The organism is Rhodopirellula sp. SH410 (assembly GCF_055811895.1).
The window spans coordinates 4309050-4321757 of the sequence record NZ_CM147949.1 but is presented as its reverse complement, the minus strand read 5'-3'; the positions used below and the strand labels follow the sequence as shown (position 1 = coordinate 4321757).

The 12708-nt window shown below is 58.9% G+C and carries 13 protein-coding genes; 7 read left to right on the top strand and 6 right to left on the bottom strand.

The window, feature by feature from the left end:
- The first annotated feature begins 39 nt into the window (after nucleotides 1-39).
- From proC to serB, 3 genes are read left to right on the top strand one after another with little or no spacing between them, the layout of a single operon-like run.
- On the top strand, nucleotides 40-861 hold the full coding sequence (proC, locus tag SH410x_RS15745) for a pyrroline-5-carboxylate reductase (protein WP_473668703.1): 822 nt from the start codon (nucleotides 40-42) through the stop codon (nucleotides 859-861).
- A gap of 42 nt (nucleotides 862-903) precedes the next feature.
- Nucleotides 904-1152, top strand: coding sequence for a hypothetical protein (locus tag SH410x_RS15740; protein WP_473668701.1), 249 nt, complete (start codon nucleotides 904-906; stop codon nucleotides 1150-1152).
- A 45-nt stretch (nucleotides 1153-1197) separates the two neighbouring features.
- Nucleotides 1198-2430 (top strand): phosphoserine phosphatase SerB, encoded by a 1233-nt coding sequence (gene serB / locus SH410x_RS15735; RefSeq protein WP_473668699.1) that lies wholly within the window; start codon nucleotides 1198-1200, stop codon nucleotides 2428-2430.
- Here the strand turns inward: serB and SH410x_RS15730 are convergent.
- A complete protein-coding gene (locus SH410x_RS15730) occupies nucleotides 2350-3813 on the bottom strand; it encodes a protein kinase domain-containing protein (RefSeq protein WP_473668697.1) in 1464 nt (487 codons plus the stop codon). The genes serB and SH410x_RS15730 overlap by 81 nt on opposite strands.
- Nucleotides 3814-4160: 347 nt before the next feature.
- Between SH410x_RS15730 and mnmL the strand changes: the two genes are divergently transcribed.
- The 3 genes from mnmL (at nucleotide 4161) to rimI (ending at nucleotide 6891) form a co-directional block, all read left to right on the top strand.
- Entirely contained in the window at nucleotides 4161-5249 is a 1089-nt protein-coding gene (gene mnmL, locus SH410x_RS15725) for a tRNA modification radical SAM protein MnmL/YtqA (protein ID WP_473668695.1), read from the top strand.
- A 4-nt stretch (nucleotides 5250-5253) separates the two neighbouring features.
- Complete coding sequence (locus SH410x_RS15720) at nucleotides 5254-6246, top strand: exonuclease domain-containing protein (RefSeq protein WP_473668693.1); 993 nt, start codon at nucleotides 5254-5256, stop codon at nucleotides 6244-6246.
- Between the two features lie 168 nt (nucleotides 6247-6414).
- Nucleotides 6415-6891 (top strand): ribosomal protein S18-alanine N-acetyltransferase, encoded by a 477-nt coding sequence (gene rimI / locus SH410x_RS15715; RefSeq protein WP_473677322.1) that lies wholly within the window; start codon nucleotides 6415-6417, stop codon nucleotides 6889-6891.
- Between the two features lie 422 nt (nucleotides 6892-7313).
- Here rimI and SH410x_RS15710 read toward each other — a convergent pair whose 3' ends face one another.
- From SH410x_RS15710 to SH410x_RS15700, 3 genes are read right to left on the bottom strand one after another with little or no spacing between them, the layout of a single operon-like run.
- Nucleotides 7314-7484, bottom strand: a complete 171-nt coding sequence (locus tag SH410x_RS15710; RefSeq protein WP_473668691.1) for a hypothetical protein — start codon at nucleotides 7482-7484, stop codon at nucleotides 7314-7316.
- A 28-nt stretch (nucleotides 7485-7512) separates the two neighbouring features.
- Nucleotides 7513-9156, bottom strand: coding sequence for an ABC transporter permease (locus SH410x_RS15705; RefSeq protein ID WP_473668689.1), 1644 nt, complete (start codon nucleotides 9154-9156; stop codon nucleotides 7513-7515).
- Nucleotides 9153-9920 (bottom strand): DUF726 domain-containing protein, encoded by a 768-nt coding sequence (locus tag SH410x_RS15700; protein ID WP_473668687.1) that lies wholly within the window; start codon nucleotides 9918-9920, stop codon nucleotides 9153-9155. The genes SH410x_RS15705 and SH410x_RS15700 overlap by 4 nt, the downstream gene beginning before the upstream one ends.
- Before the next feature lie 276 nt (nucleotides 9921-10196).
- Between SH410x_RS15700 and rnpA the strand changes: the two genes are divergently transcribed.
- Nucleotides 10197-10556, top strand: a complete 360-nt coding sequence (rnpA, locus tag SH410x_RS15695) for a ribonuclease P protein component (protein WP_473668685.1) — start codon at nucleotides 10197-10199, stop codon at nucleotides 10554-10556.
- A 442-nt stretch (nucleotides 10557-10998) separates the two neighbouring features.
- Here the strand turns inward: rnpA and ilvE are convergent, their stop codons facing one another.
- Nucleotides 10999-11859 carry a branched-chain-amino-acid transaminase gene (ilvE, locus tag SH410x_RS15690; protein WP_473668683.1) on the bottom strand — a complete coding sequence of 287 codons (861 nt, stop codon included), beginning with the start codon at nucleotides 11857-11859 and terminating at the stop codon, nucleotides 10999-11001.
- Between the two features lie 55 nt (nucleotides 11860-11914).
- Entirely contained in the window at nucleotides 11915-12685 is a 771-nt protein-coding gene (locus SH410x_RS15685) for an SDR family oxidoreductase (RefSeq protein ID WP_473677321.1), read from the bottom strand.
- Nucleotides 12686-12708: the final 23 nt, after the last annotated feature.

Sequence of the window (12708 nt, the reverse complement as noted above, 5' to 3'; positions counted from 1 at the left end):
GTGTTCGCTAACGCTCACCTCCGTTTGTCACCCTAGCTCATGAAACTTCCTCAGCTCACCGTTTTTGGCGGTGGTCAAATGGCGCGCGCCTTGGTCGGCGGCATGATCGACCAATCCGTACTCGACGCAGACAAGCTCACGGTGGTTGCCAACAGCGAAGGGACCGCCCAGTGGTGGCAAGAAAACTATCCGGGTTGTCGCTTTTTTGCCGCCGACTCGGCGGCCTCACGCAACGAGGCGATCGCTGAGAGTGAAATGGTGATGCTGGCGGTCAAGCCGTACATCATCCCCACGGTGCTCGACAATGTGGGGGACGGCTTGGCAGGCAAACTCGTGATTTCCGTTGCCGCTGGCGTGCCCCTGGCGAAACTCACCGCAGGGGTGGGGCACGAGCGAGTTGCACGGGTGATGCCCAATACGCCCAGCTTGGTCGGCGAAGGTGCCGCGGCGTACTGTACCGCCGCGGACGCCACCCCCAGTGATATCGAATCCATTGAAGTGATGCTGGGAAGTGTCGGCTATGTCACCCAGGTGACCGAGAGCCAGCTCGATGCCGTCACCGGTGTGAGCGGTTCAGGGCCGGCCTATGTCTTTTTGATGATTGAAGCGCTTGCCGACGGCGGCGTGGCGGAGGGGCTGCCGCGGAAAATCGCCCTGGAACTGGCGACTCAGACTGTGCGTGGTGCCGCCACGATGGTGCGCGACACCGGTGAACACCCCGGCGTGCTCAAGGACAAAGTCTGCAGTCCAGGTGGAACGACTATTGCCGCGATCCGAGTGCTCGAACAGAATGCCATCCGCGCGGCCCTGATCGACGCGGTCGCCGCCTCGGCCGGTCGCAGTCGCGAATTGGCCCAGTAGAAACCAACCCACCGTTGCACGCGCCCTCAAGCGAGAACTTGGATGCACGCCCCCATCATCAAAATCGACGACAAACATGTTCCTCTCTACCGCATTGTGTGGGTGGCCGACCTGCCGCATTTCTGCGGCGAGGAGGACTGCGTTCGCGAAGGCTATTACGAAATCCGCTTGGATGTGGATGATTCTCTGTGGACCAATCACCAGGACCGAGACCGCGTTATCGACGCCCTCAACCAATGGTGTGGCGATCCACGCGACGAAGGCGAACTCGGTGGCGAACTTGATTATTAATGCCACTTTGACGACACGCCGCGAGGTCGTTACGATTCGCGGGCTATGAACCAGATCGAGACTGCTACCGCCACGACCATCCTGTTTCGCTTCACCGGCGAAGACCGACCGGGACTCACTGCATCGTTATCCGACCATTTGGCACATTTCGGTTGTCGGGTCCTGGATGTCAATCAAGCCGTCATCCATCGCTCGCTGCTGCTCGGCCTGATGGTCAGCGTGCCGAGCGAGGTGGCATCTGAAACCGTGATCGACGCACTGCGGATGCGTGCGAGCGAACTCGAGCTGAAGTGCAAACACACCCGCATCGCCGCGGCCGCCTACGATGTCTGGATCGGCGAAGAGGGGAAATCGCGTTTCATCTTGACGCTCCTCTCCCGCGCCGTCACGGCGGAACAGTTCGCCGCCGTCAGTCGACTCGTCGCCGATCAGGGACTCAATATTGACGTGATCACGCGTTTGTCGGGTCGGCCCAAACGCATCACCGATGGCGGGCCGACACGGGCTTGTGTGGAGTTCTCTCTGCGCGGCGATCCCATCGACCCCAACGATCTCAAAGCGCGTTTGCTCGAACTTTCAACACGCTTGGATCTTGACCTGGCATGGCAACGCGATGACGCCTTTCGCCGTATTCGTAGGGTTGTCGCACTCGATATGGACTCGACCCTGTTGCAGGCCGAGGTGATCGACGAAATCGCGAAAGAGGCCGGTGTCGGTGAACAGGTTTCCGCGGTGACCGAAGCCGCCATGCGCGGTGAAATCGATTTTGACGAATCGCTTCGCCAACGTGTGGCCGCTCTCGCAGGCCTCCCCGAAAGCGTCCTACCCAAAATTGCCGCCCGACTCGAACTGACCGAGGGGGCCGAGAGGTTGCTCTCCAACCTGAAGCGGTTTGGCTATCGAACCGCCATCCTTTCAGGTGGTTTTACCTACTTCGCCGAATACCTTCGCGAGCGTCTTGGCATCGATCATGTCCATGCCAATGAACTCGAAATCATTGACGGCAAACTGACAGGACGCGTTGTCGGAGAAATCGTTAACGCGCAGCGAAAGGCAGCGTTGCTCGAGCAACTCGCTAAGGACATGGGCATCGACTGCGAGCAGACAATCGCGATCGGGGACGGCGCCAACGACCTGCCGATGCTCTCCCGTGCGGGGCTCGGGATCGCCTTCCATGCCAAGCCGATTGTGCGAGAATCAGCCCGGCATCAAGTCTCCACCCTCGGGCTCGATGCCGTCCTGTATATGCTGGGCGTTCGCGATCGCGATCTCGTCTGACGGCCGTTCGGTCACATCGCGGGCGACCGCGAAAATGAGCTGTTCATCGGCAATCGCCTTGGCTGTCCACTCGAGCATCACTGGAACGCCATGGGTCGTGATGTACCGGTTTCGAAATCGAATCACCGTGCGTCCCTCGTTGAGTGCCCTGATTTTATCGAGCGTTTGAACAACGTCATCCTCGTGCACGAATGCCAGGAACGGCTTGGCAAGTAATTGGTCCGTCGAGTAGCCCAGCACTTTGCTGAAGTTGTCATTGACACGCACAAAAAAACCATTCCGATCGGCGATACAAAACATGTCGGGAGACAACTCGAAAAAGCGATTCATGTCGCTTTGAACACTGCGCAGCGTCGACGTCTGATGGGCTTGCATCACGTCGGCGAGTACCTTCGCACTCTGCGGGCGATCGCCAGGGGCAACCTGTAAACAGTTGACTGCTAGTCGTACCAAGGCATTGTCGAGACCGCAGGTGCGGAGACATTCCAGGCTATGGGAGGTCTTTCCATGCACCGCGCAGTGATAAACTTCACGCAGGCTTTCGCCCTCATAAGGAGCGTGCCCGCAAAGTATCTCGCAGAGAATACCTCCGAGACTGAAGACATCGGCGCGAGCGTCAAGCGTTGTCCCCTGAGCCTGCTCTGGAGACATGTATTGCGGTGTGCCGTTAACTTGGGGTTGCCGGATGATCGAGCCTGCGGATTCCGCAGCGGCCGACCGTCGAGTTGCCGAATCGAATATGGCAGAATCGGGACTGTTTTTCGATGGCACCGCCGCGCCGACCGTGCATCGTCCGGTATACATCGCCAGCCCCCAATCCATTACGTTCACTTCCCCGAACGCACCAACCATAATGTTCGATGGCTTCAAATCCAAATGAATCACCCCCCGGGTGTGCGCGAACGCGATCGTTTGGCAAACATCGGTGAAGATGTTCAGTAACTCGGCGGTCTCCACTCGGCCGGTTGCGAACATCTCACGGAGCGTTACGCCATCAACTAACTTCATCACGTGAAAGGGTTGGCCATTGCCGCAGACACCGGTTTCGTAGATTGGAGTGACGCCGGGGTGAGAAAGAAAACTCATCACTTGCGCCTCTTTCACAAAGTCCTCCGCCGCGTTGGAGCTCATTGCCCGATCCTGACGCAACACTTTTACGACCACCTCCCGATCGAACATCTGGTCGCGGGCGCGATACACGAGCCCCATGCCGCCCGACTGGAGCAGGGAAATGATCTGGTAGCGATCGGTGGGGAGCTCGGGCAGGTCGAGACCCTCCATGCGATCGGCTGAGCCGATGACGAAGTCATCACCATCCTCGGCGACAGACGATCTCTGATCGTCCGGTGGCCCTGTCTCCGCTTCGGATGATGAACGACGCATGGAACAGCTTTCACTCCTCGACTAGCACGAAACAAGCGAACGGTCGTGGATTCCTGAACGGGCTGACGATATAGTAAGCCGAGACACGTTGGTGGCCGGGCTGGTGGGAGTCCCGGTACCTGATCTCACTCGACGCACCAGCGCCGAATAAAACGACCGCCTGTTCGCCACTGCTCATTCTACCAAATTCCGATTCTCCGCAGGGGGGGATGCCTCGATTCCATCCAGGCCCTTGCCAAGATTGCCGCATTCCTGCGGTCGGTTCGGGGTGTTCTCGCCTTGCCCGTGGCATCAGGCCTGATATCGTGGGGAATTGCTCGCTGAGTCGCCTCTAGCCCGGTCCATTTATGCCCGAAAATGAAAACTCCCCCCTGCCAGACAGTTCCCCTCACGCGTGGCAGCGTGAGGGGTTATTGATCAATGCGTTCGGGCGACACCTGCGGAGGAAATTCGGCGGGCGGATCCAGCGGGTCAGTGTGGATGCCGGATTCACCTGTCCCAACGTCGACGGTGCTGTCACGACCGGAGGCTGCAATTTTTGTGACAATCGCTCCTTCAGCCCGTCGCGGCGGGTACGACTGCAACGCGTCAGTGAACAACTGCGCGCGGGCATTGAGCGGGTTACCCGGCGCTACGACCATGTCGATGGGTTCATTGCCTACTTTCAACCGGCGACGAATACCTACGCCCCCGTCGACCAGCTCGCCGAAGTCTACCAGCTCGCGTTGGCCGCCGATCCACGGATTGTGGGGCTTGCGATCGGAACACGTCCTGACTGTGCTCCCGAGAGTGTCTTGGAGTTGCTCGAAGGCCTCGCCATGGAGCACACCGTTTCGCTAGAGTTCGGGATGCAGTCGGTGCATGACGAGTCGCTCCGATGGATGAACCGCGCTCACACGCATGCGGACATGATTAATGCCATCGATCGCGCCCGCGGTCGCGGCTTTGAGTGCTGCGGCCATGTGATCTTGGGGGTCCCCGGCGAGGATCACGACATGATGATGCAGACCGCCGACGAAGTCGGTGTGCTTGGCTTTGATGCCATCAAACTGCATAACCTGTACAGCGTTCATGGCACACCCTTGGGCGACGAGGTCCTCGCAGGCAAAGTCGAGATGATGGGCCGCGAGGAATACGTCAGCACGGTTGTCGACTTTCTCGAACGCATCCCGCCGACGACAATCGTGGAACGTGTCAGCGGCGACGCGCCACCGCAGTTTTTAATCGAGCCCAAGTGGTGTCTCGAGAAATCAGCGATCCGAAACGAAATCGACGCTGAGTTCGCTCGTCGAGGATCGCGTCAGGGTTCCCGTTTCGTTGCGCCAGAGGTGCCCCCGAGGCAGCGACCTCGTCCCGTCGATCAGACCCCCGCTTCGATTGCCACTCAGATCGACCAGCGGGGACGATTACCTGTCTTGAAGATGCAGGGAAACTAAATCAGTGGACTTCACGGCGATTGATTTTGAAACGGCGACCCATCAAAGCGACAGCGCCTGTCAACTCGCGGCCGTTCGTGTCCGTGGCGGCGAAATCGTCAGCAGCGCGAGCTGGCTGATTCGCCCACGACCGTTCTACATCAGCCCGCGAAATATTGAGATTCACGGCATTACCCCCGAAATGGTGCAAGATGCGCCGGAGTTCGGTGAGCTTTGGCCAGAAATTTTTCAGACCTTCGGTGATGATTGCCTGATCGCCCACAACGCGAGTTTTGATCTCGGGGTGCTGATGGCCTGTCTAGCGACGCATGGGCATCCGACGCCTGACATGCAGTACAGTTGCACCCGCGCGATTGCTCGGCGGGCGTGGCCAGATCAACCCCGATTCGGTCTCAAGCCATTGTCGGATTGGTTGGGCGTGCAGTTCAAGCACCATGACGCGCTCGAGGATTCGATTGCATGTGCCAAAATTGCCCTCGCAGCGGCCGAACACGTGGGTGCCGAGTCGCTCGAACAGCTCGAGAAGAGTCTGAAACTCAGCCGCGGCGTGGCGGGGGAGTGGGGAAAAAAGGGTCCAGCGGCAGCCCGGCGTTCACCTGCCAAGAACCCCGCACGCGGCAGCCTGGCAACCGCCTCTGAGCCTGCGGGGGCCGATGTGATGATGTCCGCGGCGGGCGTGGACGTGCAGCGGCTTTTCATTCGTGCCGAATTTGTCCGTCCGCTCGCCGGGCAACGTGTGGTTTTTACGGGCACTCTGACTCGGATCGACAGGGAGGATGCCGAACGGTTGACGCAGGTTTGCGGTGGACGCTGTTTGGCGAGCGTATCCAAACTCACCAATTTGCTGGTCGTCGGCCAGCCGGACGCACGCACACGCCGCTCGGGACGCTCCCGGAGCACCAAAGAGGAGAAGGCTCGATCCCTGATTGCCGATGGTGCAGGTGTGCAGATTCTGTCCGAGGATGAGTTTTTAAAGCTGATTTCGCAGAGTCTCTAGCTTTTTGCTTTTCTGTCTTGGTGCGGAATGAATGATCTGCTAATTTTCGTCCTATCGCCGCGGCGGCCAGGATGGCTTCCAAAGCGGCCATGGAATCTTCATTGCACCGGAAGGGAGTCCGACGTGGAACAGACTAAACAAGCTTGCCAAACCGCCCACATTCGCTGGATGATCCGACGCGACATGCCGGACGTGCTGGGCATCGAAAGTGATTGTTTCGAGTTTCCGTGGACTGAGGATGATTTCATTCGCTGCCTGCGTCAACGCAATTGCATCGGCATGGTGGCCGAATGTGACGGCAAAGTCGTCGGGTTTATGATCTACGAACTGCACAAGAATCGTTTGCATATTCTCAACTTTGCGGTCCACAGCAACTATCGCCGCCAAGGCATTGGCAATGTGATGATGCAAAAGTTGCTCGGTAAACTTTCGCAAGAACGCCGCAACCGAATCATGCTCGAAGTCCGCGAAACCAACCTTGAAGCGCAGCTGTTCTTTAAGAACCTCAGCTTCAAAGCCATCTCGGTACTGCGAGATTTTTACGACGATGCGACCGAGGACGCCTACCTGATGCAGTTTCGCTACCAGCCCAGCGCCGAGGAGCTCGCCCAGCCCCACAATCGCATCACGCGAATGGCTGGCTAAGGACGTTCGCCAGTCGGCGACGTGATGATCCGGCAGGATTCGATGGGCAGCTCGTGGAGATGTCCCGTCGGACCGTAAGCCGTTGGGGATGATCCACCCACTCATTCCCGCTTCTCAGAGTCGCCTGCCGGGATGTCTCGGCACGCGGCGCACAACGGTCCGCCGAACTTTATCGGCCGCGGCGAGTCTTGACCGTAATTCGCTTGACACGCCTTTCAGACGAGCCCTCAGGGCGCCTGTGAGGCATCCACTCGCATGCTCGCACCCGCTCGGCACGCTGCTCTTTAAGGGGAGCGATCCTTGAGCTCAAATTCGCCGATGATTTGGGTTTGCGAGTTCTCGATGGTCAAGTTGCCATCGCGAGTGCTTCCCTGCGGCGAGTTGTGATCGAGCTGCGCCAGACTGTCGGGGCAGTCCGACTGCTACGATTTACGGAGTTCTGCAGCTTCGGCTTCGAGCTTGGCAATTTCGTTCTCCAGTTCAGCCAACTCGTTCGGGTCGTCGGCTTGCTCTTTCGAACCGGCCAAGCGTGGTCGGAGCGTCTGCAATTTCTTGTTGATGATGTCGAGTCGCTTCTTAGCTTTCTTGTCCATACCGGCTGTGATGAAGAGGTGTTGTTGATCAAAACTCCAACAAAGCTACCACAAAATGCACGACTAAGACATACAGCGTTGCCCACAACACGGTTGACGTGATGCAGTGGCTGACGTCGCTCGCCGACTGTTTTGCCGTGATCCCACGGTGATAGGCAATCGCTGCGGTGCCGAATCCACAGAGTAGGTTTTTCAGCAGTACCCAGCCCCAGCCCTTGCCCAGCAGGAACCAACCAACGACCGGCAGGCTGGACCCCCAGGCGGGCTGCCCCAGCGAGTCCGTTGGCAGTACGACAGCGCGAAAAAAGTGCTGGTACCAAAAATGAATCCCGATCTCGGGATACGACAAAACGAACGTGAGTCGGCTGATCCAGTGGGAAGCGGTGAAAGCGAGCCATTCAAGGATCGGAGTGGCGATCAAAAACGCCCCCAGAATCGGCACCAGCAAGTACGCAGGGGTGCGGATACCGAAGGTTTTCAACGCATCGATTTGCCCACCGTACTGCTTGACACCCACGTCCGCTGCGACGGCCGCGCCACACCTCGCTGCAATCAGCACGGTCGCTAAGATCGGCACCAGAATCCGGTACAGCGCAAAACCGATTGCCGCCAGCAGTTCGTCGATCAGCAAGGGCTGCGTGTATAATCGGAAGGGCAGGAATCGCAGCGTGAAATAGGTCGTCGTGAATCCCGCGATGACACCCGCGACCACGAGGTAAATACAGGCCGTCGGTCCCCCGATCAGGCCGAGGTAATGCCACAGGAATCGTCCCGCCCATCGCAGGCGGGGGACGATCGGTCGCGCATCAATCGGCAGCCGAGCAATCGCGTGCAGGGCAGCGCCGGTGGACCCCAGGAAATCACCGATCGCTCGGCCGATTCGGCGGCCAAGGGCACTCCCGCGACCGCTTGTGTCAGGTGGCCGATCAGTTGATTGTGAGGCGCGGTGCAACGCCGAGGCGCGTAGGCGATCGGGGATTTGGTCCCATTGATCACGTGGAACTGACACGATCGTCGCATTGTTCGCATCGAGCAGCAGGACTTCATCGGCGATAGGCAGTAGCGTTGTGTAGTCGTGTGTCACCACTAGACTCGTACGCTCGAAACGACGCTGTGTTTCCTGGATCAATTCTGCAACGCGGTGCCCCGTGGCTGCGTCTAAACCCGACGTCGGTTCGTCGTACAGAATGATTTCCGGATCGGCAGCCAACGTGCGGGCGATCGCCAGCCTCTGTTTTTGGCCCCCGCTGAGCGCAGCGACCGGTGGAGAAACGGGCACGCCGAGCAGTTCCAGCCATTCTGGTGCTGAGTAACGCGGTGTCTCAGCGCGATCGGCGCGGTGATCAATCGCGAACTGGACGTTGGCGGTCGGTGTGAGCTCATCGAACAAGGCAAACTGTTGAAAGACGATCCCGGTGCGACCGTGTGAACGCGACTCCAGCGGGGCGTCACCGAAACGCAGGTCGCCCTCCCAGTACACGGGGGATTGTTCACGCGGCAAGATTCCGGCGAGTAGTCTTAGTAGCACGGATTTTCCAGCGCCACTGCCGCCGACTAGGACTGTGATCTTGCCACCGGGAACGCTCAGCGAGACGTCTCGCAACAACTCGTTGCCCGCCGCGCTAACATTGAGGTGCGTGATCGTCAACGCATCCGAAACACGCTCGCTCATGTCCGTGCGCCTCGTCCCACGAAACGACCGAAGTGCCGCCAGTACCCACTGTGGTGCGCGACCGCTTTGATCGGATGAGGGAGCACGCGGGTAATGTTGTGATTGATCACTCGCTCACCGGGCAGCAGGTTCTCCGCTGTTCGCTGTACTTCGCCCGTCCCTACGACGCGACCCCAAACGGGTGCAATCGACAGGATGCTATCACGTGGCGAGTAGAGATTGATTAACCGCCCGGTAAACCGTTCCGCCAGCGGATCCCATCCCGTTCGTGAGGCCATCCCGCCCATCAGCACAACGTCTTCGATCCGGTAATGGTGCTCCTCGAGCGATTCCAATGCGGAACGGATCACGACCGTCCCAAGTGAGTGGCCGTACAGAATCAGCGGGCGTTTGGTGATGCCTGGAATATCGCGTAGCAGGGCGAATAGTAGCGCACCGTCGCGGCGAGCGCAGAAATAACGATGGCGAAACTGTCCCGCGCCCATCACGAGTGCGCCGCCAGCACCGCCGGCGAGCGAGCCGATGCCTAGCAATGTATTTCCTGCACGCAGCGCTGGGATGCCCAATCGAATTCCACGCGCCGCCATGCCTACGGACGCACCGGCTTCGCTCCAACGGCCCGAGGCCCAGTGCACGGCATAGGTAGACCCCGTGAGTCCCGCGGCCCCGATTAGGCTCGCCGTCGGACGAGAACGATAGCCTCCAATGACCACATGAATGGCCCCGCTAGCGGATTCAGCAATCGTATGCAGAGTGACGGACAAATCGGTGGCTCAAAACACGTGAGGGCGCGCGCCGCCGGTGCCCCGGCTTGTCGTTACGCGACCAGGTGATTCTACGCTACACTCTCGCATGTGTCACCATTTCCCAATCCAGCGTAGCGGACGAAATTAGCCGAGTCGCTACGCTCGCCAGAACGTGGCTTGCGACGTCGGCCAGCGACCGATCGTTTTAAACGAGGCGTCGTGTGGCTTTGCGGTCGCGAGGGAATACTCACGGCCACTCATTCACGCCAGTCCATCTCTCTTTGTATTGTGTCGATGTCGGATCTCAGTTTCCCTAAATCGCTCCGTGTGGTCAAAGGCGACGATTTTACAAGTGTGATGCGGCGCGGAGGGTGTGCCGCCGACGGGACGCTGGTCGTGTTCGCTCGACCACGAGCCGTCGACCGCGGCGATACGTCTCGCCTCGGTGTCACGATCCCCAAAAAAACAGGCAATGCGGTCGTTCGCAATCAATGGAAACGGCTGATTCGCGAGTCATTCCGAACACAGCGGGCCAGCATGCCAGCCGGGTTTGACATCGTCGTTCGCCCTAAAAAGGGCGCGGTCTTGGAGTGGAGCGAAATCCAGCGTGGTTTGCCGCGTCTGGTGGCGAAGGCCATTCGTCGAATCAAATAGCCCCGCGTGCATACCATGCCAGCGACCTGCGAGACGACCCAGCAAAGCGATCCCACTTCGGTGCAAAAACGAAGCGGGGCGCGTATTGGGCTCTCGGGGACGCGATGCGCTGGCCTGGTGTGAACTGGTCCATGATTTCAGACCGTTCTTCGGCAGTGTTGCCGGACACCCAGAGTGGGCCGATTCGTTGCCCTCTCATCGGACGGTTTGACGGAGCAGCAAGGCGTGGGAATGAAGGCCCCGAGTCTCGATAAAACGGGCCGTCGCAATCGGAAGCGAACGGGACACGCTGATGAGATGCTCTGTCCCTGCGTATCGCTGTCCCTGCGTATCGGTTGATTCTGTCTCTGCGCATCCGTTGATGAGGAAGGCGGGCCGCGGTCTGCTCTTCCTCTCAACGACGATGTTGTTCCCGCCGGGATGCGAGGAACGAAACGGGCTGCTAGCCACGGTTCACGTGGGCTCGGAACAGCTCGTTGAGCTGCTTGGTGATCGGGCCGACTTTGCCGTCGGCGATCAATCGTCCATCAAGCCGGACGGCGGGGATGACTTCAGCGGCACTGCCGGTCAAGAAGCACTCATCGGCAATGAATAGGTCGTGACGTGTCAACGTTTCCTCGGCGACCTCGATGCCCGCGTCGCGAGCAAGATCCATCACCGTATTGCGAGTGATCCCCTCTAGGATGCCTGCATGAACCGGTGGCGTGAGTAAACGTCCACGGCGGACGATGAAGATATTGTCGCCGGTACACTCGGCAACTTCGCCTTTATGATTGAGCATCACCGCTTCGATGCAACCCGCTCGGATCGCTTCGATCTTCGCCATGATGTTGTTGAGGTAATTCAGTGACTTGACCCGTGGGCTCAATGCCGCCGGGTGGTTGCGGATCGTCGACGCGGTGATCAGATCTAAACCCTCCGTGTAGTATTTCTCGGGGTACAGAGAGATTTTGTCGACGATGATGATGACTTGCGGATCAACGCACCGGTTCGGGTCCAGTCCCAATTGGTTGCCACCGCGTGTGCACACCAATCGCACGTATGCTTCCTGCAAGCCATTCTTTTCGACCGTTGCCTTGACCGCGGTCCGCATGGCGTCAATGTCGATGGGCAGCGTCAACGCGATCGCACGAGCCGATTCGTACAGGCGGACCAGGTGATCTTCGAGGGCAAATACTTTCCCGTTATAGATGCGCATGCCTTCGAACACGCCGTCACCGTACAACAACCCGTGATCGTAAACACTGATCTTGGCGTCTTCTCGCGTGAAGTATTCGCCGTTGATGTAGATCGCTTGAGCCATGAGAGATTTCTGTCGTCAAAAGTGAGAAGTAAGAGGATCACGGTCCGAGGAAGTCTCAATCAACCGATGCTGCGGTCACCGCGTCGACCACATTGGCATCAAAGTAGTTGATTGACATGCCCGCATCGACGACGAGCGATTGAGCTGCGATGCCGCTCGACCGATGCGACAATAGGAACGCCGCGGTTGCGGCGACTTCCTCAGTCTGCACCGCGCGGCCTCGCGGAATGACTTTCTCCGCAAACAGGTACGAATCGACATAGCCAGGGATGCCCGCCGACGCACTCGTCTTCAGCAGTCCCGCAGCAACGCTATTGAACCGCACTTCGCTGAATCGGCTGAAGGATTTCGTCAGGAATGCGAGTGATGATTCGAGAGCGGCTTTAATCGGGGCCATGAACCCATAGCTCTCGCTCGCCATCCGCGTGGTGCTGATGCCGATCGTTACCACCGACGCGTCACGGGCGAGACGGTCTCGTAGTGCATGGCAAACCGCGGTCAAGGAGAATGCCGAGATATCGATCGCCTGCAAGAATTGCTTGCGTGTGGTTTCGTGAAACGGTCGTATGCCTTCCGAGTAATCGGCAAACGCGATCGCATGCACAAAGCCCGCGAGCGTAACGTCCTCGTCGGCGAGCGTTTTAGCGAGCGCATCGATGTTGGATTGGTCCTCGACATCGCACACGATCACGCGCCGACCGGCCAGCAACTTCGCGGTGCTATCGCGACGGGCATCACTGCGAACGGTATAGATTACCTTACCACCGGACTGTTCAATCAGGCTCGCAATCGCCCACGCGACGCTCTTGCGATTGGCCACGCCCATGACCAAGTACGTCTTCCCGGTGA

Coding starts and splice junctions, on each gene's coding strand:
- SH410x_RS15685 (WP_473677321.1), bottom strand. CDS start 12,685: ATGGGCGTGGCCAATCGCAAGAGCGTCGCGTGGGCGATTGCGAGCCTG.
- SH410x_RS15740 (WP_473668701.1), top strand. CDS start 904: ATGCACGCCCCCATCATCAAAATCGACGACAAACATGTTCCTCTCTAC.
- SH410x_RS15730 (WP_473668697.1), bottom strand. CDS start 3,813: ATGCGTCGTTCATCATCCGAAGCGGAGACAGGGCCACCGGACGATCAG.
- SH410x_RS15705 (WP_473668689.1), bottom strand. CDS start 9,156: ATGAGCGAGCGTGTTTCGGATGCGTTGACGATCACGCACCTCAATGTT.
- rnpA (WP_473668685.1), top strand. CDS start 10,197: ATGTCGGATCTCAGTTTCCCTAAATCGCTCCGTGTGGTCAAAGGCGAC.
- ilvE (WP_473668683.1), bottom strand. CDS start 11,859: ATGGCTCAAGCGATCTACATCAACGGCGAATACTTCACGCGAGAAGAC.
- SH410x_RS15710 (WP_473668691.1), bottom strand. CDS start 7,484: ATGGACAAGAAAGCTAAGAAGCGACTCGACATCATCAACAAGAAATTG.
- serB (WP_473668699.1), top strand. CDS start 1,198: ATGAACCAGATCGAGACTGCTACCGCCACGACCATCCTGTTTCGCTTC.
- mnmL (WP_473668695.1), top strand. CDS start 4,161: ATGCCCGAAAATGAAAACTCCCCCCTGCCAGACAGTTCCCCTCACGCG.
- proC (WP_473668703.1), top strand. CDS start 40: ATGAAACTTCCTCAGCTCACCGTTTTTGGCGGTGGTCAAATGGCGCGC.
- rimI (WP_473677322.1), top strand. CDS start 6,415: ATGATCCGACGCGACATGCCGGACGTGCTGGGCATCGAAAGTGATTGT.